A 23,787-nucleotide genomic window follows, 5' to 3' on the forward strand; every position below is an offset into this window, starting at 1 on the left:
GTAACTGCGGTCCGGCTATCGGCGGCTGACGGACTGGCGGGGGATCCAACGCATGTCCAGGGCTTCAAGTGCGTCTAGCTGCGCTTGGGTCAGGTGCTCTGGGTGGCGGCGTTTGCCAGAGATCCACTCCCCCAGTCGGAAGACGGAGCCACGGTTCGTGGCGACGTAGTTGAGGGGGACGTTGAGGTGCTGGTAGCTGCGCCAGTAGGCGCGGGCGACGCGCAGGCCGCGGATAAAGGCGTATTCGGCGGCGCCGCGGGGTCGGCGCAGCAGCACGGCCAGAGGGTGGCGGAGGGGCAGAACGCCCAGAAGGTTCTGCTGGTCGGGATGGAGGGCGTCGAAGGCGGTGATCTGCTCTTCCAACCACCGGGCGAGGGCGGTGTCCTCACGGTCGGGCCGTAGGTCGGCCAGGGCCAGGTCGCCGCGGCGGGCGGCCGCCAAAGCCTGAACGTAGGTGCGTTGCCAGTCGTGGGACCAGCGGGCGTTCCACCAGGGGTCGATTTCGTTCAGGGCCCGGTGGTAGGGGTGGGGCAGGGTGCGTTCGCGGGCTTCGCGGCGGCGTTCGGCCAGCCACCGGCCCAGGCGGATACCGCCGAAGGTTTCCTTCGCCAGGGGGTGGAGGTGGCCGTGATGGGCGGCGTAGTCGCGGGCGATGAGCAGGCGGTGTTCGATGCTGTGCGGGGGGTGCTCCCAGCGCATCTGGATGGTGTCGAGCGTGTCGATGCGTTCTTGCAGGAGCATGCGGTTCATGCGCAGGGAGCGTTGTTTGCCGATCCACCAGCCCAGATAGAACCGGTCGGGGCCGATGTAGCGGCTGGGGACGTCGAGGTGGCCGAACTCGGTGTGGAAGCGTTCGGCGCTTTCGAAGCCCAGCTCCCACACGCGGTTGGGTGATTCTTCGGCTTCCAGGCTGAGGACGGGGATGATTTCGTCGGCGCGTTCGGGCCCTACCGACGGTGGCAGGATCCGGGGAGGCGGGGGCTTCCAGTGTTTGATGTCCAAGCGGTAGAAGACGTGCTCGTCGTAGACCGACAGGGCGATCAGGACCTGGTAGAGCAGCCGGTACGCGGTGCGCTTGGTGCCTTCTGCCATCTCCTGGCCGGGCTCGAGGTAGACCGGGATGACGATGGTGGAGACCTTGCCGGCGCCGGGGGTCTGCCGCAGGGGGCGGCCGACGGCCTGGGTGATCTCCACCGAGCTGGTCTTGGGGTCGGCGAACAGGATGGAGTCGATCGCCGGGATGTCGACGCCCTCAGTGCAGCAGCGGCAGTTGGTCAGCACGGAGCGCAGCGGCGCCCCGGTGGACGGGTCTGTGTGCAGAGGTGCGGAAGCGAACTGGGTGAAGGCCTGCAGGCGGTCGAACCGGTTCTGTTCGGCGTTGACGGTCCCTACCTGCAGCGGCCCCTGAAGGCGGCGGGGCATCAGGGCGGCGGTTTCGTGCAGGGTATCGGCGAAGATCTCGGCGGACCTGACGCGGGTGTGGAAGGTCAGGGTGCGGCGTAGGTCGTAGGTGTGCTGTGCGTTCAGGAGTGCGACTTGTGCTGCGGCGACCCGTAGACCTTCGGTGGAGGACCGGAAGCACGAGTGCCGGTTGAGGACTGTGCGCAGGTCGTCGTCGTCGATGACGACGGCCACGACCCGGTAGTCGGCCAGGAGTCCCTGTTCGATTGCCTCGGCCAGGGAGAGCCGGTAGACCACGGGTCCGTACAGGCTGAGGTCGTCCATGGAGGCGATCTCGGTCAGCGGCATGTCGATGCGGCCGTCTGCCACTGCCTGGTAGTCGAAGACGCGCTCGGTGGCGGTCATGTAGAGGCGGTGGCGGGCAGGGAGCTCGTCGTTGTCGTGAACGATCGCCCAGGGGCTTTCGGCGTTGCCTGCGGTGCGGTGGGCTTCGTCGGCGATCAGGATGTCCCAGTCGGGAAGGAGGAAGTCCCGGTGCGCCTTGGCGATCTTGTTGAGGGACGCGTAGGTGCTGAAGACGCTGACGGGACCGTCGGCCTGGGCGATCTGGTTGGTGAGGAAGCGGGCTTGTTCGGTGGCGGTGCCCGCCTGCCCGGTGGTGGTGAGCACGCCGCGCAGGTCGGGGTCCTCTGGCGTGTCGAGTCCGCAGACCGCGATGTAGAGGCCGCCGCGGCCTTCCGCGTGCCAGGCGGCTGCGGTCTGCTCGAGGAGTTTCTTGGTTGGCATGACGACCAGGGCGCGGCCGCGGGGGGCGGCTTCGTGGGCGGCGTTCAGGGCGACGAGAGTCTTGCCGGTGCCGCAGGCCATGATGACCGAGATGCGGTCTGATCCGTCGAGGAAGTGGCTGACGCAGGCGTCGACCGCGAGTTCCTGGTGTCCGCGCAGCACGGTTTTCAGGCCGGTGTCGGTCCTGGTCAGCGTGGCCATGGCTCCTCCGAACGGTTTTGCTGCCTTCCCTTTGTGAGAGTGGAGGAGCCGCGTGTGGCAGCACGTCGGACGGGGGCGGGGATTCACTCGAAGGAGTGGCGGGGTCTTGCGCGAGGCATCGCAGGCGGGACAGTTCTCCGCCGGCGCGTACAGCGGACAGGTGCGGAGCAGCGGCAGGGGCCCGTGCGGGGCCAGGGGCTGATCGTTGCGGGCAGCTGCTGCCTGTCGGGAAGGGTCGGACTCCAGGTGTACGGGTCATGTCCAGGCCGGACGGCTGGAGTTCACTCGAAGGAGTGAGGGGCTATGTCCCGCACTCCCGGTGGTGGCCACGATGGCAGTTACGCCCGCCCGTATCGGCGACGGGTGAGCCCGGGCAGCTGGGAGGTTCCGGTGATGCTGGATGCGCCACGGTTGTGGGGGCCTCATGTCCGGCTGGCGTTGCCGGTGCGCCATGTGCCGGGCGAGTCGACGGGATCGTTCGTGAACCGGCTCGCCCGCGCCAACGGTCTTCAGCTGGGCGAACTGCTGGACCGGGTCGGGCTGGGTCAGACGGCCGTCGACCCGCGGTATGCGGAGATGTACGTCAACCAGGCCGGGCTGGAGTACCTGGCGGTGCTGGCCGGCCGTCCCGCGGCGGCGTTGCAGCAGGCGCTTCCCAGTCTGGCGCCGGAGCGGATTCCGCCCGGGGACGGGCCGGCCCGCTGGCACTGGCCGTGGGAGCCGACGGACGGCTACCTGGTCCGTGGCTGCGACCTGTGCGCCGCGGCGCGGGGAGCCCGCGAGCCGGTGTGGCTGATGTGCCCGGACAATTGGCACATCTGCGTGCGGCACAGCCGGTGGACCGATGACGCGCGCGGTGACACCGCCGGGGTGGTGCGGCTGGACAAGCTGCCGGAGGTGATCGACGCCCACCGGCGGCGGCTGTCGCGGCGGCGTCGGGTCGGAGCGGCCGCTGAGGGCCTGTTCGCCGATGCCTTCCAGATCGCCGGGCACTGGTGGAGCTCCGCTCCGGGCACGCCGGTGTGGCACGAGCGTGCCACCGAAGTGGGCCTGGATCCGCTGGAGGCGCGGGCTGCCCCGTTGGTGTTCTACCCGGAGGCGGTGTTCGTCGCCGGTGCCCTGGTCGATTACGAACGGCGCCTGGCAGCGGGCGGTGACGGGGCCGTGGTCCTGGCGGTGCTGGACGTGGCGCTGGAGCGGTGGGGGCTGGACGTGGCACGCGCCAGGTCGCCGCTGCGGGAGTGGGTGATGCGGCATCGCGAGCCGGCTCCGCGGTCCGGAGGCAGCCGGCGCCGGCCGCTGCTGGCGCTGGGCCCGGGGCATCAGAGCAGTGCGGAAATGGCCGGTTCTCTGGTCGACCGGTCCTGTCTGCCGTGGCAACTAGGCCTGGGACATGCGGAGTAGCCCGGTCAGGGCATGGCCTGGGCGCGGCATGGCCTGGGGAGGTCGTCAAGAGCGTTTCCCTCCTTCGGGTGAACGGCCACCACCCCAGGGCCGGCCGAGGCCGGTGGTGTGGCCACGCTGAACATGCCGTGGCATGCGGGGACGGTGCGGAGGTGCCGGTGGATTCGGTGTGGGCTCATCACCTGGACGAACGTGGCCTGCTGGTGCGGTCGGCCCCTGGCGAGCTGCGCGGGGTGGCGTTGGAGCAACGCAGGCCGCCGACGGCTCCGGTGGCGTATCACGGCCGGAAGAGTGTGGTGACGTGGTGGTGGTCGGCGACGACCCGGACCCAGGTGGCGTGTGGGTCGCTGCGGCGGATGCGGGTGGCGATCGGGCTGGACTGGGACCCTGAGGTGGCGTGGTTTTCCGGGGAGCCGGTGGAGCTGCGGTGGCAGACCGCGAAGGGCCGACGGCGTAGGTGGCGGCCGGACTTCATCGCTCGCACCGCCGAGGGTGACCGGCTGGTGGTGGCCGTGGAGCCGGACAGTCCCGACCAGGAGTGGCGGGACAAGCTCGTGCTTCTGCATGCGGTGGCCGAGGAGGCCGGCTGGCGGGTCGAGGTGCGGCAGGTGCCGCGCGGGGTGCGGCGGGACACCCTGGAATGGCTGGCCGAGTACCGGGGCCCTGATCCCATCGAGGACGAGGCGGCGTGCGAACAGGAGCTGCTGCGGGCCTTCTCCGAGCCAAGGCGGCTGATCGAGGGGGCGAGGGCCAGTGGCATGCCCGAACTGCTGGCGCTGGACCACGCCTACCGGCTGATCTGGCGGCACCGGCTGCACATCGATTGGGATGCCCCGCTGCTCCCCACCGCTCGCGCCTGGGCGGCGACATGAGCCGCCCGCTGCCCGGCCAGGCACCCGGTGACGACGTCGGCCTCGGGGACCGGGTGACATGGCTCGGGGCGACCTACCAGGTCGCCGCGTTCAAGAACGACACCGGCGTCGTGGTGCTGCTGCCCGAGACCAGCGGCGCGCCCGTGGAGGCCCTGTACCGGGCGATGCTCTCCTCGCAGGACTTCCAGATCCTCGCCGCCGACGACACGTCGGCCGAACCGAGCGTGCTGCCAGCGCTGGGAACCATGCAGAGCACGCTGAGCCGCAAGCAGCGTAAGAAGCTGCTGCGCCTGCACGAAGACATGATGGAGATCGACACCGGGGTGCGGCGGCCGGGCCAGAAACCGCGGGACGGCTACGACCCCGACCGCACCACACTCGGCGAACGGTACGCGGCCAAGGCCGCGGAACTCGCGGCCCGCGGCAAGCCCATCAGCGTCAAGGCCCTGGAGGCCAAGCGCCGCAAATGGCTGCGCGCCAACCGCAATCCGCTGGCCCTGGTCGACGGCCGCAAAACCCGGGCACGCCTGCCGGCGGGCCGAACCGATCCGCGGCTGCTGGACCTGCTGCGCGAAGTAGCCCACGCCAACGCGGATGAGTCCACCAGCACCATCGACAGTCACATGGACGCGATCGCCCGGCTGGCCAAAGAGCGCTTCGGCATCGACCTGGACGATCCCGCCGAACGCAAGAGGCTGAGCTTTTCACGGGCAACGTACTACCGGCGGATGGACGACCTCGGACTGAGTGATCTGCTGCAGGCACCGACCAGTACCCGCAGCAGCCGCGTCCGCAAGCCGCCCCCTCCCTACACGCCCTCGCACGCCATGCTGCCCGGGCAGCTGGTGCAGATCGACACCTGCCCACTGAAAATCAAAGCGCTCGGCGACAACGGAAAGATGATCTCCGTCGAGCTCACCGCGATGGTCGACGTCGCCACCCGCACCATCATGGCCGTCATGATGGTGCCGGTCGTCCCCGGCGACGGACCGGTCGGCAAGAGAATCGGTGGCCGCGCCACCCGCGCCTTCGACATCGTTCTCACCCTGGCCCAGGCCCTGGCGCCGATGCCGACCCGCCCCGGGTGGTCCCCGCTGACCGCGGCAGCCGGCTCGGCGCTGCCCTATGCGGCGCTGAACGCCGCCGACCCGCGCTTCACCGAGGCCACTGCAGCCCGCCCGGTGATCCGGCCCCGCACCATCATCATCGACCAGGGCAGCCCCTACCTGAGCGAGCACTTCCAGACCGCCTGCGACTTCCTCGGCATCAGCGTCCGCCTCGCCCGCAAGGGATGCCCCACCGACAAGCCGCTGGCCGAGCGCTACTTCCGCACGCTCGGCGACCGCTTCAGCCAGCACGTCGTGGGCTGGACCGCAAGGCGGCTGGAACACCGCGGCAAGCGCCTGGACCGCAAGCCGCTGTGGACCCTGACCCAGCTGCAGCAACTCGCCTACGAGTGGGTCGCCCTCGAACATCAGCAGCGCCCACACAAAGGCCTGCGCAACCCGTACGCGCCCGGCATGGTGGTCTCCCCCAACATGATGTACGCCGCTTTGGTTGCCGGCACCGGCCACCGGCCACGGCTGATGACCCCGGAGGAGAACCGCAAGCTCCTCATCCCGGCCTGGGTCACCGTCACCGACAAGGGCATCACCGTCGAGAACCGCACCTACCAGTCCCCCACCCGCGAGCTGGCCGGCCTGCAGGGCCGGTCCTCCGGGCTGACCGAGGCAGGCGGCCGCTGGGAAGCCCGCTGGGACCCGTACCACCCCGCCGTGGTGTGGGTGTACGACCACCGCGAGCAGGGCCACTGGCTCCAGACCCGGTTCGTGCAGGAGGCCCTGCTGGAAGACCCATGGACCCAGTACTGCTGGGAAGAGGCCACAGCCCAGTACGTCGAGCAGGGCGGCGCGGCATCGGACGAGGAAGGCATCGCGCTGGCGATGAGGGACCGCCGGCTGCGCGCCAAAGCCGGCCCGCCCCGCCCGCGCGGGCCGCAGCCCCCGGCGCAGCCTCCGATGCCGTTCCAGGGCGGCTTCACGCTGCCGGTCCACGACGAGGAACCCGAAGACCCCTACGCCGGCGTCCCCGACTTCGACCCCGTCGCCATCCAGCCCTACGAGTCCCTGCCGATCCCCGGCAGGGACACCTACCTACTGGCCTCCCCCACGCTCCCCTCCCCCGCCACCGGGGACTACCCGGAGCCCGGCCCCGCAGGCGAGCTGAGCCCTGAGGACCCCGATACCTGACCCCCGCTCCTGACCCGCTTGAACGGAGAAGCCGATGCCCAAGACCGACACGCAACAACCCGAGGCGCTGCGCCGGGCCGTGCTGGCCCCGCGTCTCCTCACTCCCGAGATGCTGGTGCGCCTGGACGGCTGGAACTACTTCGCCCGCACCGACCTCAAGCCTCCCGACCTGCGTGACTGCGCACCAGCCGGAACCAAGGTCGACGACACCGACCCGCGCGTGATCTACAACGGCCATCTGTGCGTGGTGAACATCCCCGTCATCGAGCAGGCGATCCTCGACGCAGCCCGCGTCTACGGAACCAACATCACCCGCCCGCAGGGACTGCTGGGCATGGCCCTGGACGGAGACGACGGCACCGGCAAGACGTTCCTGCTCCGCGCCATCGGCCGCGACTTCCAGCAGAGAATCGAGAAGCAGTACAGCGACCGCATCCCGGTCGTGCACATCCTCGCCCCGCACAACGCGGACACCGAACAAGCCTGGCTGTGGGAGATCGGGCAGTTCCTCGGCCTTGCCCCCGAACCGAAATCCCTCGCCGAAGCCATGCAGTGGGCGCAAACCAAGCAGCCGCGCTACCCCGACCTCAAAATCCCGGTCATGCACGTGCTGGAACACGCCAAGACCCGCATGCTCCTCGTCGACGACATCCACCGCATCACCGTCGACCAACTCGCCGTGTTCCTGCCCCTGAGCGACTACCTCCGCAACAAGTTCGGCATCGCCACCATCTACTGCGGCACCGGCGCCACCGAGATCCTCCACGCAGCACGCCTGAAGGCCAACCGGTACGCCAAAGACCCGCAGCGCAACGCCCTCCCCATCCGCCGTCTGGACCCCATCCCGTTCAAAAACGGCGTCGACCTGGAGACCTGGCCGCGCCTGGTCAAAGGCTTCGAGAAACAGCTGCGCCTGCACCGCCTCACCGAAGGCGACCTCACCCGGCACGCCACATACCTCCACCAGCGCACCGGAGGCCGCCTGCTCTACCTGTCCCACCTCGTGTGCCAAGCCGCACAAGCAGCCATCTACACAGGCGAAGAGACCATCACCCTGGAACTCCTGGAATCCATCAACATCGGCTTCACCAGCAGGGGAAGGTCACAGACGGCCGGGTAGCGACTCGCGCAGCGGCGATCACTCACCTCGTTTTTTAGGCAGTACATCCTCGGCGCGGGTAACCCACACCGGAGGTCGCGAACTTCATGGTTAGTCCCGCGGGAGCATCGACCATTCACTCGTCTTCTTGTGCGTCGTTGACCTCGCGGTACACCAACGTCTCCAACGCGCCCCGGAAAGCCTCGAAGTTCGTGATCGGCTCAATGGGGTCATCGTCGAGGTCGAACGTGCGCACGATCCCGCGAATCTCACTCCTCAGAGCCTCTGCATCTACAGAGTTGTCGAGGAGAGCTTCGACGTCTTCCAGGAGGAGCGCGGCGGCCTCTCGAGTGGCTCCAACTGGGTGATCCAGTAGGAAGGACCTCTTGAGGCGCTTGATCTTGGCACTGGTGCGTTCTGTGGTGATCTCCCTCATCGCTTGGCGCTGCATGCGGGCCAGTTCACGGAACAGCGTCCGGAAATTCCGGTCCATGATGGCCGCCGCGTCGACCAGGTCGTCGTCGTGACGGACGGCTTCCATGACACTTCGGGCGAAGCCCACCTTGTCCAGGTGGAAATCGGGAAGCTTGCTCGCGCACGCCTTCACCAAAGCGGCATGGGCGCTGGCCTGGTCAGTGACAGAGACATCTTCGGCCCGCAGGCTCGCTACCTTGCTTGCCTCATCAGGCAACAGGAAGTCATGTGCGTATCGCTTGACGGCCGCGACAGCGATCTCGAGAGGTACGAGGTCTTCGATGGCAACCACACCTGCGGGCAGCGTGCTCTCGACTCGATCGGCCGGCAGGTCCCCCAGTTGCAGGATGAACTGGGAATCAAGCAATGCCTTACCCAAGGGGCCGCGCTGGAGCGCCTTCTTTGCCTGATCTCCTGAGGAGTCGCTGTCGAGAAGGACGATGACAGCGGGCCGGTCGGCGTCGCGACCGCGGGCGAGGTACACCAGATACGGAATATGAGGTGCGGAGCCAGCCGGCACCAGTGTCAACGTGTTGAGGTCGAGGTTGTCCAGCGAGGACGACCCCTGGCGCCTGAGCCGCGCTGACATCCCGGCGAGGAGGACCTGGTCAGACATCCCCTCCAGCATCAGGTTGCAGTTGCTGATGAAAGTCGTCTCAGCAACGAAGTTTCCGAAGGCGGACCTCAGCGGCTCGTAGTGATTACGCGCCGCATTGCGTACCACGCGGGTCCCCTCGTCACCTTCCCCTTTTTCAAGGACCCTGATCCGTTCCCCGTGGTTCTTGTCGATGAGGAACGGTGAGTGCGTGACGTAGACGACCTGGCAGGGAGTGCGGGAGGGATCCTGAGGACTGGCGAAGTCCTCGAAGATGCGCAGCAGATCCTGCTGGCCAGTGCTGGACAGGTAGGCGTCCGGCTCGTCCATCAGCAGGATCTCTCGGGCGCCGGACGTGGGCGCCTCATGGGCAAGGTACTGCACGAAGTAGCTGAGGAAGAACTTCAGTCCACCACTGCGTTCATCAGCGGAGTACTCGGTGCCGGTCCTGTCGCGGATGGTGAAGACGAGGTCTTGGTCACGCAGCGTCAACAGAAGTTGGAACTGGTGGTCTTGTGACCACCATCTGGGGAAGTTCAGGGAAGCAGCCAAGGCGTCGTTCATTCGCTCGACGATGCCGTTGGCGAAGCCGTCTCTGCTGTCATCCACGGCCTTGAGCAGCTCCTTGAAGGCGACCCGATCGATCTTTGCCACCTTCAGCAGAAGGTCCTCAGCCAAGACGAGCTGCTTGTCGTGGCTGTCAGTCTGCTGGCTCGCCGTGCTGAAAGCGCTGACCAGGCTGGGTGCCGCCGCAGCGATATGCTCTGCGGAGGTGAACCAGTCGGTGTTATCGAAGAGGACACCGAGGAACGTTTGACGTCCCCTTCTCGGACTGGTGCGCAGGGAAGCCTTGCCCTGGGCCAGGTACTGAATCGAGACGCTCTCCGGCAGCGCGACATGTGCGTCGATCTCGAACCACTCGGGAAGTATCTCGTCGAGGATCTGCAAGTCCTCGACCTCGAACCTGGCCCAGTCGTCACCCTGTCGGAGAAAGACTACTGGGTCTGCGTTGTTGAGACGGAACAGCGAGAAGCTGTCGAACTCGTCATCGAGTTCGATGCCACAAGCCTTCCGTACTGCTTCCTGGTCACTAGCATCCAGGTTCTTCAACTCCAGGCCGAAGTCCGGGTATGACATTGACTTGTCCACGGCAAAGAACTGGGAGTAACGGCAGAAGTCACCCCGCTCAAGGTCCTCTCCGGTCAGTGCACGCTTGATCGCCCCCAGGAGCTGACTCTTTCCGGACTCGTTGGCCCCTACGACCGTGGTCACGCCGTCCTCGAGCGGCACTCTGACAAAGGGGTACTGCAGACCGTCAGAGCCCAGAGCGTCCCAGGGGTCTGGAACGAACCTGTCATCGGCCTTGCGGAGGTAGTCGAAGTTGAATGAGCGGAAGAAGCGGATGTAGACGTTGGCGATGAACATCCGAGGTCTCTTTTCCCAGGGGCCCTGAACTAACTGACAGTCATATTAGGCCCCAGCACCGACAGGAGGCCGGTCCCAGGCAGCTTCGGGTGCGCCTACGCCGGCATCAGCCAGACCCGCCCGCCCTGGCGGCAGACGGTGACAACGTCGACGCGGTAGATCGCCGCCTCCACCATGGAGTCACCGACCACCTGGTGTGCGAACAGCTCCGTCTCACCGACCAGTTGCCCGCGACAGCACAAGCAGGTCCTCGATGGCCTCCTCGGCCAGCACCGGCGGTCTGCAGGAGTGAACCCTCCATCTGGATGCACGGCGACCTGCTCCGCGGGCACCTTGCGATCAGGGCGGCCCACACCGCCGTCCATGTCAGTACGATCACCGCCCGTGCTGCTCCGGCCCCGTACTCCGGTACGCCTCGCGCACCAGCGGCCGCACCTCCGCATTCGGAACCTGCCCGACCCACTCCCGAAGATCCCGTAACCCGCCCACGCCACCTGCCGCAGTCCAGAACGGCATTCCCCCCAGGCCTCGACCCTGCCTGGGGTCAAGCCTCCCCGAGCTGGGGAAGTCCACGCTCGGAGTGCGACACGCACATCACAACGATCAACTCCGGCTCCTCGCAAAGCGCTAGATGTCCACGTGTTGGCACATGCCGACGACTTCACTCTAAATGCTCCTGCATGTACGCTAACTGAGTCGGTGTAGGTAAATCTGCACTGACCGCGCACCGCTCCGGATACGCGGAACCGCACGCGCAGGCGTATGAACTGCACGTGAAGGGCAATTGGCACCCGTCCTCGACGGGAGACCGGGGTCGATTTGACCCCGCTGACCAAGAGCCCACCCGGGACCGCCGAATGCCGGTCGGCACTGATCGAGTCGGACCATGAGCCGGCCCCGAGACGTGACGGCGCTCGCCGCCCTCCGGCGGCGCGCGGCGGGTCCTGGCAAGGCGCCAGGGCAGCCGGACCTGCGGGTCCACGAGCGCGCTGCTTGCTGAAAGGGCGAGCTTATGATTACTCCTGCCTTCGGTGACTCCGAGTTCGACGACGCCGATGACACCTCCCTCCCGCCGCTACTGCGCCGCCCGGAGCCGACCCCCGGCCCCGCGCCGGTCACCGCACTGCGCGGGGCCCGCAAGATGCTGCTGGACAACCCGCTGACCGACCTCGACGAGGACGCGGCCACCGCGGTCACCTCCGGCGCGGTCGACCCCGAACTGCTCGCCGCCCTCGTCGACGGCGAGGGCACCAATCTGCTGATGGCCAAGCCGGTCGTCGGCGGGACGCTGTACTCGATCGCGCCTCACCGCAGGTACACCGACCTCGGCGTCCTGCCGGACTTCATCAACCAGCGCTGGGCGCACCAGCTGCACACCCCCATGGATGTCGAGCCGCCGACGCTGCCCCGGCTCACCTACGACACGCTCGCCGTGACCATCGACGGCAAGGTCGAGTACCTGGCAGTCTTCGCGGTCCGCATCAAGGACCGCGCAGCGCTCGCCAAGGCGGTCGAGGACAGCATGCGGCGCACCCACGAGGCGCAGGGGGGTGCGAACGACTACACCGACAGCGTCCTGCAGCAGGGCGTCAAGGAACCTCTGACGCTGTTCCTGGTGCGCGTGGAGTACGACGACGGGACCAGCGACACCTACCTGGTCAGCGGTGACGGCAACAGCCGTCTCGTCAGCATGTGGCTGGCTCGCAGTGGTGGCGACATCGATGCAGCTGCTCGCCTGTGCATCGCCACCGTCATCGGTCCGCTCGGCAAGCCCGGCCCCCGCAGCACCAGCGAGATCCGGCACAGCCGACAGCAGGTCGAGGCCATGGCTGCCCGGGTGCTGCGGGGCCTGGGGGAGAAAACTCTCACTGAGGCGACCAGGCGCGAGGGCCACACCATGACCTTCCCGGCCACCGTGGTGGTCGGCGCCCGCCGCCAGGACGGGACCCCGCTGGAGGACCTGCTCGCCGGCCGCGACGACCTCCTCGCCAACCTGCACGTCCACGTCACGCCGTGGACTGAGGGCGCCCAGTCCGCCCAGGGTATGCAGCGCCTCTTCCAGCACGCCGTCCGTCAGGGCCTGATCAGCAAGTCCGTGATGCGCGTACTCACTGGCCAGGCTGACCTGGACGAGATGCGCCGCAACCTGCAGCTGCCCGCCCACCGCCTGTGGGCGACTGCCGTCCCACAGCAGGTGCTCCTGGCCGGCAACTACCGGCGCATGAAGGACCTGGTTCGTCAGGAGTTCGGGATCAGCCGCGTCACCCGAACCGCCCTCGGCAGCCGTATGGGCACGGTCGCCCTCGCTCCCTACCGCAGCGCCGCCAACCACGACCAAGCCGTCCGTACGTTCGACAACGGCGGCACGATCACCGACATCGTCTGGGGGCACGACTGGCACCTCACCAAGGGCGAGGACCCCGTGCAGATCCTGGACGGACTGCTCGACAAGGCGCTGGCCGGCGACCCCGACGCGGTCGCAGAACTGACGGTGCTGGGCGGCACTGCCGCCATCCTGGACGGTCTCCTCACTCGCGACCGCGGCTCCAAGGAGGACTACACCCGCGCCGACCTCAAGGCCCCCTTCCGGGCGACGCCGACGCGGCTGCTCACCATGCTCTCCCGGACCCGGGGCGGACTGAGCATGCTCCACTCCATCGCCGTCGCCCACGTCGCCGATGACCCGGCCACCCTGCCGAAGGCCTTCCACACCGCCAACGCTGTGATCGACGGCACCGCGGTCGACGACGGCCAGCCCGTCATCGACCGTGCCGGGGCCCGCGTCACCTTGGAGTACGAGTGGGACCTGGTGTACTACGCCAACCCGGCGGAGGCCGCAAGCCGTAAGGCGACGCTCCAGGCAGAGCAGCAGCAGAAGAAGAAGGACGGCGGATCGGGCATCGAGATCCCCGAGCATGTCCGCCTGCGCCAGCAGCTCACCCAGGCTGTGACCGACGCGTCCCGGGCGGCCGGCGCCCTGAGGCGCATGGTGGTGCAGAAGGGCCGCGAGCGGGACATCTTCGGCTCCCCGGAGGGCGTCGACGCGCTGCGGCAGAAGCTCTCGGGCATCAGCGACATCCTCTTGCGGTACGGGCCGAGCCATGCCGCGTTCGACCTCGACGACGACCTCAATGAGGGCGACGAGGAGGCCGGCGCCTGATGAGCACCCTGCCCCCGCACATCGCAGGCCGCCTAAACCGTGTGGAGGTGCTTCTCGCACCGCTCCTGGCCTCGCAGGCGTCCCGCCCATCCGGCGCTCCGCTGCCTCCGTGGACCTGGCGTGCTCAGCCCCAAGCCCTGCGCCAGACCATGGAGTGCGCCAAGGCGGTCTACGTCGCCTGGGATCGGCGCGGCGACTGCCTCTACGTCGGCAGCGTCTGCCGCGGCCACGACACAGCCATCGCAGACCGTCTCGACGAGCACTTCCGGTCCATTTCCAACGGCTCCCGCCGGCGCGCCTCCTGGGCACTGCTGTCGGTGCTGCCGATCCGTGCCGACGCCCCGCTTACGACGGTGCGGGCGGCCGAAGGCTGGGCGGCTCTGCTCCTCAGCCCCCAAGAAGGCTCGGCACACCCGCGAGTTGACCTGGCTGCACCCCCGCGTGCACTCGCCAAGGCGCTGCGGTAGTAGGTCCACCGGGCAGACGCCCGAACGGGAGGGGGATGCCGCACCCTGCGGCATCCCCCCATCCCTTCCGGGAGGCGCGGCAGGGTCTCACAAAGTCCAACAGGAGGTCGGAGGCGCCATAGGCAGTCTCAACTGAGCAGCGTAATCTCACTTAATCGACGGAACCCCAGGTCATCACTGCAGCAGTCCTATATCTAGGGCGAGTTGGCGGGCAAAGCGAGCGGGAGTCCGTCTCACTCAATCACCAGATGACTAGGTCAGATCCCTAACTACTGCCGTCGTACCCGCTGAAAAGTTGAGACCTCACAGCCGATGACCTGGTCGATCTGCTCATCGACTGGCAGGCCGGGCTCGCGGCAGAAAACCTTCCAGCAGTGACAGAACGGGATGGTGTGAGGTGGTGTGGTGAGACTCCCCCGCACCGTGACCTCGTCCGGTTCCACGCCAAGCAACTGGGTAATCTCGTCGGCAGTGGTGCCCGCGCTGGAGATCGCAAAGTAGACGTACTGAGTCAACGACACCCGCGGAGACTACCGACGCAGCCGCACGGCCGCCTGACTATCTCCTCGCCTGCTGCCTGGCTTTGGTTCGCGGAGGCGGTAGGACTCGGTGCCGGTCTCGATGATGGTGCCGTTGAAGGTGAGGCATCGACAATGGCCACGCAGAGCCGGGGTCGGTGAAAGACAGGTCAACCCAGGCCTCGCCGAAGCCGACCTCCGCTTCCATGCCGGGCTGATTGTGGCGGATCACGAACCCCGCTGAGGGTGCGGCCCCGGCGGCCTCGGCGATCTCCTGCCGGCACCGGTGGACGTAGTCCCACACGGTCGAGTAGGCGATCTCCGCCCCCAGCTCATGCTGAAGCCGGGCCAGGATCCGCTGGACGGTGTGCCGCAGCCTCGGCTGGTTCCCGTGTACGCACACCGGTTCCTTCCGGCGGGCCGCGGAAACCACGGACACCCCGTCCTGTCCATCTGGGGCACCGACATCATCTACTACGGCACCGACCTGGCCGAATACATCGACAACGGGTTCAACGAGGACCACGAATGGGACCAGGAGAAATGGAACCCGAAGGCGACTGTCCCTTTCTGGCAGGACTTCTTGAAGTAACCGGACCTCCTACCATCAGGTCTCCGACCCGGTCTCAGGTCCAGGGCCGATCCTGGCCGGCTGTCACCTCGCGTGCGATGCGGCGCCAGTGTTCCTCCCCGCCAGGTAGGGGCCAGGCCCAGGTCGGCTGTTCCGCGGTGTCCAGGTCGTGGAGGAGGCGGACGAGCTGTGGGCCGGCGGTGGTGGCGCCGTCCGGGACGGTGGGGCCGTGGATGGCGCGGAGTTCGGCGAAGCGGGCCAGTTCGTTCTCGTAGAAGCCCACGGCCTCGTCGATGCGCGCAGTGCGGTCATCGCGTGGCACCGTGCGGTGCAGCTGCAGCAATGGAGGATCGACGGACTCGGCTATCGCCGCGGCAAGTCGCGCGTGACCGTCCAGGATCAGATGGCAGTCAAGGCCACTGACCCACCACATCAGGACGGGCGGGAGTGTCCGTTCACGGGCCTGCTTGCGGTACGCCTTGACCCGGCTGTCGTCGGCATCGGGCATCGGCCGCAGCGGAAGGATCTCCCACGAATGATTGTGGATGAACCAGTCGATGTATCCGTTCGGATGACCGTCGACGAGCATGGAGCTCCAGTACTCGGCATGCGAAGTGTCGGCATGACGCCAGCGCCGAAGCGGGCTTTCGCACGAGAGCAGCCACCGGCCCTCGTGCAACGGGCTGTCCGGAGATTCGATGAGGTGCTGGGCAAAGCGGTGAGCCCACCGGTCCGGGCTGCCCGCCAGGGCGCGCCCCGCATCAGCGCGTAGTGGCGGGACGAAGGAGTGGTATTCGTCAGTGCGCCAGAAGTCCACGCCGTGGAGGTGTTCGTCGACAACGGCGAGCAACAGGGGCCGCGACAGTTGGGAGACCAGCAGCCGCTGCCCGGCGCTGAACACGCACAGTCCCGGCTGGTGACGGTCCTGTACGTCCAGGGACAGGCCGATCCACGTGCCGTCGTCCCGCGTGACATCGCTGCGCTCCACGCCCATGCCTCCGCCCCTTCCGTTCCCCCGCAGCCGCCCCTCTGAGGAGCCGCGGTGAGCGTAATCGACGAAGGCCTGACCCGGCTTCGTGCCCAGGGCGCCAGCAGGTGGTTCCCGGTTGGGCTGGGCTTGGTGCCGTGGCTCCGGCCACAGCGGTGGAAGGCTGGGCGCCAGCGGCGCCCCGCCGGTGATCCCGCCACCGGCCACAACGCGTCTCTTGCTGACCGGCAGGCCCGGCCGCAGCCGCTCCCACTCGACATCCGTCAGATCACCCCGCCCGAGGTCCACATCAAGGAGCTGGACACCGAGTGGTCATCAGCGCGACCGGACAGGTCCTAGCCGGATGGTCGAATCGCCGCAAAGCGTGCGCTCATGGTGAGGCCAAGGTGGTTGACAAGGCCGTATCCGGGCTGGTCCGGCCACGGCAGACTGAAGAGGAACGAGGTGACAATCACCTGGGTCACCTCCGGGGCATCGAGCCGAAGCTGCTCTTCCAGGAACCGCAGCGTGACACGCCAGTCCGTCTCCTCCCCGCCGAGGAACGACGCGACGGTCTCCTGAACGACATCCCAGAAGAACACATGGGGCAGGACACCGTCCTCGTTGACGACGTGAGCATCAAACAGGTCCTCGAAGCCCGGCGAGGCCGCCACCAAGTCCCGCACCAGCTGAACATCCCGCCCCACAACACCCTCCCTGGCATCCCCACCCGCTCCGAACGTGATCGGCCGGACAAATCCGGAGGGCCGGCCGACCCAGCCACCGCGGTTCTCACCTCACGCTCCCGGAACCTTGCTGCCGCGCGGCGGGCGCGCCGAGCGGGGCGCAGTCCGGCGCGTCAGCGTGACCGTACGTCGGCCGCGTCCGGCGGAGCCGGACCAGGATCGGACCAGTTCGATGATCTGTGTGTCCCGGTCGACGTGCCTCCCCCGCCCGTCATTTCGGCCTCCGTGTCGGCGGTGCCCGGCGGCCTGTGCGGACGCATGCGCCGGGACGGCCACGGAATCCCCTCTCTTCGGCGCCAGCCGAGCCGTCTTCGGGGCTGCTGTGGCCCTTGGCGGTCGGCCGTCTCCACCAGGCCAGCGCCTCGCCCCGCCCCGCCCAGGCGACGGGCCGTCGGCCTGAGACGCTCCAGTAGGCTGCGCCGGCCATGGATACGAACGCCGAACCCGAGCAGACCCGGCACACCACGAACGGTGCTGGTCCGCCGATCCGGCAACTGTTCCGGGACGTCATTGCCGACCGTCTGCCCGGTCGCAGGCCGCCCCAGGCGGCGATGCTGTTCGACGGCGAGGTCGACCCCGACTGGGACGACCGGCGCTTCCTCGGCGACTTCTACAACGAGATCCTCCACCAGGACACCTGCCAACCCGCCACCGCTGACGGCCTCGTCCTGCTCGCGGCCCTCGCCGCCGACGACCGGATTCCCGCCCGACACCGGTTCCAAGCCGTTGGCCTGCTGTTCAAAGCTGCCACTGTCGCTGAGCGCCATCTCGCCGCGACCTGGCCGGCCACCCCGCAGCATGCCGATCCCGACAGTGAGGCCCGAGCCAGCAGCGTGGTCCAGGCTCACGTTCCAGATCTGCTGGCACGCTGGCCGGCCGAATGCCCAGCGGTCCGCCTCGCCATCGCCGGACTCGCCGTGGTCTGCCCGACAGACCGCACCCTGCCCGCCCTGACACCGCGCCTACGGACCTTCACGCACCAGCACCCCCAGGGCACCGACATCGGCGATTACGTACGGTTCGTCCTCGTCCTGGCCACCCAGGACGAGGACCAGATCCTCACAGTGACCGAGAAGCTCACTGACGCCTACTGGACGGGAACAGCGCGCGCAGTGCCAACACGGCCACGAGCCCTCCACCTCCTCGGACAGATGCTGAACAAGGTCGGAATCGGACTCACCCGAGCACCCGCCGGGCAATGACGCACCGCGCGTCGCTCGCGCTGTTGTTTCTCGGTTCTGGCACAGATCTCGGGGACCGGTAACAGAAGGTGACGGTGCTGTTCGACTGAAGGCACACGGGTCCGGGGTTCGTCAGCGTTCACGCATCCTGGTCCACCACCAGCCTTCCATTGCCCACTCGATGTTGTTGGGCTCCGGCAAGGTGCGGCGCTCGAATTCCTCATCGATGTGCGTGACCAGTCGCCCCAAGTCCCTTTTGGCTCCGGGAGGAAGGAGTCGCATCGCGCACTCCAGGTCGTCCCGGGCATCTTCCACCTCCATCCCGGGCGAAACGGCCTCGGAGGCGTTCAGACAGCGCCCAGGCTGCTTGAAGGCCCGCTCAAAGCGGGAGAGCGCATCGGCGACCGTGTTGGGCCACATGTGCTGGTCTTCGACCCGGCGGATCGCTGCACGAGTCTGCGCGGAGACACCGCGGACTCTCAGGACCGGATACCGCCATCGTGGCCGCCACCGCTCTGCACGGACGGCCCTGGGACGCCTACGCGGCATCGCCCTTTCGGATCAACATGAGGTCATACTGCCGCGGCTGGACATCCGTACGGACCCCTGTAGCAGCCAATGTTCCTATTCCCCAATTCTCGCGCAGGTCTCGGGGAGCGTCTCGAAGTGTTACTGGAGCAGGACCATCTTGCGGAGTAGTCCGAATCCGGCTCGCCCGTAGAGCTGCCGCTTGATCTTCTTGATGCGGTCGACCGCGCCCTCGATGCTGCCGGAGCTCCAGTCGAGAGTCAGCCCGGCCGTCACGGCGTCGAGGTCTCGAAGCAGGTGGAGTGCAGAGCCTGTGAGGCCGGGAAGCCGGCTGGCGTCCACTGCGTCGATCCAGGTGGGGAGTGTGGAGTCGAGCCGGTCGGCGAGCATCTCGCCGAAGTCGCGGACGTGTTCCGCCGCCTTGTCCAGTTCGGGGCAGCGGGCCAGGACCTCCTTCAGGCCGGCCCGCTCTTCCTCGGTCAAGGTAGCGGGGTGACGGGTGAGCCGGCCTGTCACCTGCCTCACCGTCGGCGGCCGGGGCGGCGCCTCGGCCGGAGCCCCGCGGAAGGTGGCGATGTAGGCGCGGACCATGCCGCAGGTGACCGGGGCGTGCTCGGGAACCAACCCTGTCGCGCCGAGCAGCCATGCCGCTCTTGCGTTCCTGAGCGCTCCTTGGCTCGCTGCGTGGTGCTGCGGTGCTTCAGGCGGTGCGGTGCGCTCCGACGAAGGACTGCAAGTCTTCCTGCGTGTGTGGAAGGCCGAGGTCCCGCAGCCGGTCGGCGGACGAGCGGATGAGCCAGGCGTGCCGGTGGCCGGCGAGATCGCCCAACAGCTGCTGCTGCGCCGCTGTCAGGTCGGCGTAGCGGGGTGCGGGGTGCGGCTGCGGAGCGGGAAAGAGCTCCTGGATCGCCCTGCGGGTGCGGGAGCCGTAGTAGTCCCAGACGATGCGGGGCAGGCACACGTCGAGCGCCTCGCGCACGGCGGCCGGGTCCGGGCCGGGCGGCAGGGCGTGCAGGGTGCGCTCGATGTGGCCGTGAAGGTCGCCATCGCAGTAGTCGGTCACGCGATCGAACGGGCTGCGGGCAGCTGCGGTGAGTTCGGTGACAGTCCGGCTGAGCAGGCCGGCGCCGACCGGGGTTGCGTCGAGGCCGGCGAGACGGATCAGGGCGGTGGCCGCGGCCCACCGCATCAACGGATCTGCGGCATCCAGGTACGGGGTGATGTCCTCGGCCGTGGAGGAAGGTCCGACGAGGCCGGCGGCGAGCAGTGCGGTGGCCGCGGTGACCGGGTCCGTGTCTTGTGCGGCAAGGGCGAGGAGGCGGGGCAGGGAGGTGGTGGAGAATTCGGGGAACCAGGCCAGGAGGTAGGCGATCCGGGTCCGCAGTCGTGCGTCATCGTCGTCGAGCAGGGCGAGAAGGCCGGGGAGTTCGGCCAGGACGGCGTCGTACGACTGGAGTGCCGACCACCGGGAGTCGGGCGAGTTGCCGGCGGCCACCCAGTCCCGCAGTTCCTGCAGCTGTGCGCGCCGGTCGGCATCCGTTGCGGCGGCCAGCTGCTCCTCGTACCACGGCAGGAGCTCCTGCGGTCCGCCCTCCGCGGCGGCCGCACGCCATCCGGCCACGTTGATGCCGGTGGTCACGTCGTACTCGTCGTGCCAGTCCACGGCCAGGCGGGTGAGCAGCCACATCGTGTCCTCGCGGGCGGCCGCGGGGCCCGCGACGGCGATCCTCGCGAGGAACGGCACGGCGACCGGAGAGGCCGAATAGCGGCTGCCCTGGTGAAAAATGCTGTTGAACAGGCTGCTGAACGCCTGTTTGCGCGCCTCGTCGTCGCTCCCGCACAGGGTGCGTATATGCCCGGGAACGTCATGCGCCGACTCGTAGGCGTGGGACAGGCCGGCCCAGTTCACATCGTCCAGCCCCGCCAGCAGCTTCTCGTACTCGTTGATCATCGAAGAAGGATCGCAGGAGGCACTGACACAGCCTCCCGGGGCACAGCAGCGACTGGTCCCGCCCGAGCGGCACCGGTCCACAACGTGCCGCAGGTGGGGAGGCGCAGTGAGCAGGTCTGAGGAACCTCCACGCAGCCGGTGGGGGAAATTCATGGCTCTGACCGGATTCGCGTGATGGGTAAAGGTCGAGCAGTGAGTTCCCGCGCTGCGGCATGATGACGGCATGGGCGATCAGGCTTTCGAATGGGTGACTCTCTTCCGCTACGAGAACGTTGCCGGCTGCCCGCGGCCGGGCCAGCTGACGGCGGATTGACTACGGGACCGAGGTATCGACTGGTGCCCGTTCGCCGAAGACGAGGTCAGGGTTGACCTGGTGTGCGGCGTGCGTTCGGACGGGCACTGGCACGGTACGATCGCTGTTCGCTTCCGTGCCGACACTCTTCGGCGGCTCGGGCTGCATCCCGACCAGCCGACGTCAGCCCCGGCGGACCCGCCGCCTGCGAAGTGGTGGGGACCGTGGACGCGGTGAGCTTCGAGGTTCTGACCGCAATTCCGTGAAAGCCCGGGTCGGACGGTGAATGCAGGAACGTTCACGCGGGGCACACAGAGCCTCGGCCCGTCACGGGATCCAGCCGGCCACCACACGCTCGGCCACCGAGAAGTCGGTCCCGCAGTCCGGACAGGCGGCTCGCCCGAACAGGTGGCGGACGCCATGCGCCAGGCCCTCCTGGCCGTCCGCCATGGCCCGCGTGAACAGTCTTCGGGGCAGCCCTTCCAACTGCTGCGTCAGCGCCGGTCGGAGGGGTGACTTCTGCACGTCTTGCAGCGCGTAGTCGTCGGTGCAGCAGAAGGAGTCGTCCTGTCCGATGACGACGAATACGTTGACGCCGCAGTAGGGGCAGTCGACCTCGTACTCCCCGGCTTGCAGGCCGTCCAGGGAGCGGTCCCAGATCTCGACGCCCTCGAAGGAGAGCAGGGCCTGCAGCAGGTGCACGTATTCCTCGGCCCCGGCCGTCTGGCTCAGGCGGCGATCGGTGAGGTCGTGCAGGACCGCGATCGGCGCCGAGAACACCGCCAGCGGGCTGTCGGGATCGGACGTCCCGGGCGCACAGGAGGCGACGGCTCCCGCCGCCAGCAGCACCTCGCCCAAGGTCTCCCGGCTGCAGGCGGTCGCGATCTCGGCCAAGCGCGCAAGTGCCGCGAAGCCGGCGGTGCAGGCAGTGTCCAATTGCGGACACAGATGGTCCATCAACTCGGACCACACACCACTCGGATCGGCCTCGAACCGATCCAGCAGAGCAGGAACGTGCTCTGCCGAACCGCACGCGTCGGTGAGTTCCGACCACTGCGTCATACGTTCATCCAACCAGGCGACTCCGGACGGGCCGCACCGGGCCGAGAGACTCCAGGATCCTTCACGGAACTGCGGTCAGAACCGATGCCGGACCGTCCCGTCGCCCTGGCCCCCTCGATGCGAACCACAGGCATGACGGTCGCTGAGGAGCACTGAGAGCTGGGCTGGTCGGCAGGTCGGGGGCAGTTCGTGACGGTCGGCTGCAGTCGCAGCGGTTGCTGAACCTCACTGCCGTGGCGCCGCCGGCGTGACCGACTGGCACCGGACCCGCTGCCGGTGGCCTCTGCCCACGTGCGTGACGAAGAGAGCCCGGCCGGACAACGCCAGAGGTCCGCAGTCGAAGGAGGGTGAGCACAAAGGGGTCCCCCGGAGCCTCCTGGGGAGGATGGCGCGGGCCATGGACCCCGCCCCCTCACCACATGGGCTCAGGCCGTCACGACCAGCAATCTGTCAGTGGGCCAGTCGATAATGCCCGTCATGGCAGATCGCAGTCCGGTGCTCCGGATCATCACCTCGGCGGCGCGGGAGTCCCTGAAGCCGCTCGGCCTGACCCGGCGTGGGCGGTCGCGGCTGTGGATTGACGATCACGGGTGGTGGCTCGGGGTTGCGGAGTTCACCCCGTCGCGGATCGCCGGCAGCGGTTTGCACGTCGGTGCAATGTGGCTGTGGCACGACGTGGACCACTTGGCCTTCCACGTGGACGCAGTCCGTGTCGGCTCCGAACTGTTTCGCACCCCGCACCAGTTCACGCCGCTGGCACTCGAACTCAACCGGCAGGCGGCTGCGCACGTGACCGCGCTGAGGGAGAGGTTCCCGGCCCTGCCGGACGTCGCCCGGTACCTGATGTCCAGGCCGGTGCGACCGGGATACTTCTGGGACAGCTTCGACGCCGGGATCGCAGCCGCCCTGGTCGGCGTTCCGGACACAGCCCGCGATCACTTCGAACGAGTCCTTAGAGAAGACCCGCTGGCCCCGTGGATGGTCCAAGCCCAGGAGAAGGCCAGTGAGCTCCACGCGATCGCGGCAGATCACGACGCCATGACCGCCTGGGTCACGCAGGCCGTCGACTCATGCCGGAACAAGCTGAACCTGGATCCCGTGCCCCTTGCGATCATCTGAACGAACCCGCTTCCGCAGGACTGCCGGTCGCCACGTGCAAGCGGAACGGGCGAGCCGGCTTCGCGGGAGTCAGGTGAGGCCGAGACCCTGACAGGCTGCCCGGCCCACTGCTCCGGAACAGCGGTGGCAATCCGCGCCATCGGGGCGTCCCGGGGTGGGCACGGTGGTACGGCGGGAGCACGGGCGCCATCCAGGAGGGGCGGACGGTTCTACGTCGTTGAGGACGGTCAGGTCCCTGAGGGGGCTCCGCACGACGACTGCGTTGTGGAGCTGGGACGGTGCTGCCAGCTCACCGCCCTGTCAGGTCCAAAAGGCGTCGGTGACGGTGATCCGAGGTCCGGCGTGGCAGCGGATGAAGGTACAGATGAGCCATCCACGACCGCCGGCGAGATCAGCAATGCGGGGCCCGCCGGGGCTGGTGGAGGCGAGGGGGCGGACGGTGATCCCGTGCGGCAGGGAAGCGTCGGTGTCGATACCGCGGTAGTAGGGGTCCGGGGCAGTGATCGGTTCCGCGCGGGCAGCCCGGGCCGAGTTGCCGGCCGTCGGTGGACATCGCGTCCAATTCCTGTCGCGCCCCGGCCGCCCAGTCCATCTGCCACGGCAGCCAAAAGCCCGGCTGGAGTACTAGGGTCCGTCTTCAAACGGATCTTGCCCAAAGCAGGAACGACGCGAGTGTGACCGCTGCTTCGTAGGAGGTGGCGGTCTTCTCGTAGCGGGTT

General features: G+C 68.0%; 18 protein-coding genes and 1 pseudogene. 9 read left to right on the forward strand and 10 right to left on the reverse strand.

The annotated features are described in order from the left end of the window. Positions 1 to 15 precede the first annotated feature (15 nt). Positions 16 to 2,388: a Helicase associated domain protein gene (locus tag ACIP64_RS39655; protein WP_401597217.1), complete on the reverse strand. Its 2,373-nt coding sequence runs from the start codon at positions 2,386 to 2,388 to the stop codon at positions 16 to 18. Between the two features lie 393 nt (positions 2,389 to 2,781). Between ACIP64_RS39655 and ACIP64_RS39660 the strand changes: the two genes are divergently transcribed. The 4 genes from ACIP64_RS39660 to ACIP64_RS39675 all read left to right on the forward strand — a co-directional run bounded on the left by ACIP64_RS39660 (position 2,782) and on the right by ACIP64_RS39675 (position 8,033). Continuing rightward, positions 2,782 to 3,792 carry a TniQ family protein gene (locus ACIP64_RS39660; RefSeq protein WP_401597219.1) on the forward strand — a complete coding sequence of 337 codons (1,011 nt, stop codon included), beginning with the start codon at positions 2,782 to 2,784 and terminating at the stop codon, positions 3,790 to 3,792. Between the two features lie 233 nt (positions 3,793 to 4,025). Further along, positions 4,026 to 4,664, forward strand: coding sequence for a TnsA-like heteromeric transposase endonuclease subunit (locus ACIP64_RS39665; RefSeq protein ID WP_401597264.1), 639 nt, complete (start codon positions 4,026 to 4,028; stop codon positions 4,662 to 4,664). Next, entirely contained in the window at positions 4,661 to 6,913 is a 2,253-nt protein-coding gene (locus ACIP64_RS39670) for a Mu transposase C-terminal domain-containing protein (RefSeq protein WP_401597222.1), read from the forward strand. Before ACIP64_RS39665 ends, ACIP64_RS39670 begins: the two co-directional genes overlap by 4 nt. Before the next feature lie 34 nt (positions 6,914 to 6,947). Beyond that, positions 6,948 to 8,033 (forward strand): AAA family ATPase, encoded by a 1,086-nt coding sequence (locus ACIP64_RS39675; protein WP_401597225.1) that lies wholly within the window; start codon positions 6,948 to 6,950, stop codon positions 8,031 to 8,033. A gap of 115 nt (positions 8,034 to 8,148) precedes the next feature. Here the strand turns inward: ACIP64_RS39675 and ACIP64_RS39680 are convergent, their stop codons facing one another. Continuing rightward, positions 8,149 to 10,506 (reverse strand): AAA family ATPase, encoded by a 2,358-nt coding sequence (locus ACIP64_RS39680; RefSeq protein WP_401597228.1) that lies wholly within the window; start codon positions 10,504 to 10,506, stop codon positions 8,149 to 8,151. A 125-nt stretch (positions 10,507 to 10,631) separates the two neighbouring features. After that, positions 10,632 to 10,782, reverse strand: a pseudogene (locus ACIP64_RS39685) (repressor LexA); the annotation flags it as partial. Positions 10,783 to 11,518: 736 nt separating this feature from the next. On the opposite strand from ACIP64_RS39685, the gene ACIP64_RS39690 reads away from it, so the two are divergent. Beyond that, the gene (locus tag ACIP64_RS39690) at positions 11,519 to 13,666 is read left to right on the forward strand and encodes a hypothetical protein (RefSeq protein WP_401597231.1); all 2,148 of its coding nucleotides are present in this window, start codon (positions 11,519 to 11,521) and stop codon (positions 13,664 to 13,666) included. A 47-nt stretch (positions 13,667 to 13,713) separates the two neighbouring features. Further along, the gene (locus ACIP64_RS39695) at positions 13,714 to 14,133 is read left to right on the forward strand and encodes a hypothetical protein (protein ID WP_401597233.1); all 420 of its coding nucleotides are present in this window, start codon (positions 13,714 to 13,716) and stop codon (positions 14,131 to 14,133) included. Positions 14,134 to 14,402: 269 nt separating this feature from the next. Here the strand turns inward: ACIP64_RS39695 and ACIP64_RS39700 are convergent, their stop codons facing one another. Further along, positions 14,403 to 14,654, reverse strand: a complete 252-nt coding sequence (locus tag ACIP64_RS39700) for a DUF4279 domain-containing protein (protein WP_401597236.1) — start codon at positions 14,652 to 14,654, stop codon at positions 14,403 to 14,405. A 388-nt stretch (positions 14,655 to 15,042) separates the two neighbouring features. Between ACIP64_RS39700 and ACIP64_RS39705 the strand changes: the two genes are divergently transcribed. Further along, complete coding sequence (locus ACIP64_RS39705; RefSeq protein WP_401597239.1) at positions 15,043 to 15,243, forward strand: hypothetical protein; 201 nt, start codon at positions 15,043 to 15,045, stop codon at positions 15,241 to 15,243. A 34-nt stretch (positions 15,244 to 15,277) separates the two neighbouring features. Here ACIP64_RS39705 and ACIP64_RS39710 read toward each other — a convergent pair whose 3' ends face one another. Together ACIP64_RS39710 and ACIP64_RS39715 are read right to left on the reverse strand one after the other, a co-directional pair. Further along, entirely contained in the window at positions 15,278 to 16,216 is a 939-nt protein-coding gene (locus ACIP64_RS39710; protein ID WP_401597242.1) for a hypothetical protein, read from the reverse strand. 329 nt (positions 16,217 to 16,545) lie between these two features. Continuing rightward, positions 16,546 to 16,896 (reverse strand): hypothetical protein, encoded by a 351-nt coding sequence (locus ACIP64_RS39715; protein ID WP_401597245.1) that lies wholly within the window; start codon positions 16,894 to 16,896, stop codon positions 16,546 to 16,548. A 464-nt stretch (positions 16,897 to 17,360) separates the two neighbouring features. Between ACIP64_RS39715 and ACIP64_RS39720 the strand changes: the two genes are divergently transcribed. Next, a complete protein-coding gene (locus ACIP64_RS39720; protein ID WP_401597248.1) occupies positions 17,361 to 18,137 on the forward strand; it encodes a hypothetical protein in 777 nt (258 codons plus the stop codon). Between the two features lie 111 nt (positions 18,138 to 18,248). Here ACIP64_RS39720 and ACIP64_RS39725 read toward each other — a convergent pair whose 3' ends face one another. The 4 genes from ACIP64_RS39725 to ACIP64_RS39740 form a co-directional block, all read right to left on the reverse strand. Beyond that, positions 18,249 to 18,536: a hypothetical protein gene (locus ACIP64_RS39725; protein WP_401597251.1), complete on the reverse strand. Its 288-nt coding sequence runs from the start codon at positions 18,534 to 18,536 to the stop codon at positions 18,249 to 18,251. A gap of 249 nt (positions 18,537 to 18,785) precedes the next feature. Next, positions 18,786 to 19,235, reverse strand: a complete 450-nt coding sequence (locus tag ACIP64_RS39730) for a transposase (protein WP_401597266.1) — start codon at positions 19,233 to 19,235, stop codon at positions 18,786 to 18,788. Positions 19,236 to 19,344: 109 nt separating this feature from the next. Further along, entirely contained in the window at positions 19,345 to 20,595 is a 1,251-nt protein-coding gene (locus ACIP64_RS39735; RefSeq protein ID WP_401597254.1) for a hypothetical protein, read from the reverse strand. Between the two features lie 619 nt (positions 20,596 to 21,214). Beyond that, complete coding sequence (locus ACIP64_RS39740) at positions 21,215 to 21,949, reverse strand: hypothetical protein (RefSeq protein WP_401597257.1); 735 nt, start codon at positions 21,947 to 21,949, stop codon at positions 21,215 to 21,217. 477 nt (positions 21,950 to 22,426) lie between these two features. Between ACIP64_RS39740 and ACIP64_RS39745 the strand changes: the two genes are divergently transcribed. After that, on the forward strand, positions 22,427 to 23,068 hold the full coding sequence (locus tag ACIP64_RS39745) for a hypothetical protein (RefSeq protein WP_401597260.1): 642 nt from the start codon (positions 22,427 to 22,429) through the stop codon (positions 23,066 to 23,068). The last annotated feature ends 719 nt before the right edge of the window (positions 23,069 to 23,787 follow it).

This window comes from Streptomyces sp. NPDC088733 (assembly GCF_044751185.1).
Taxonomy (GTDB): Bacteria; Actinomycetota; Actinomycetes; order Streptomycetales; family Streptomycetaceae; genus Actinacidiphila.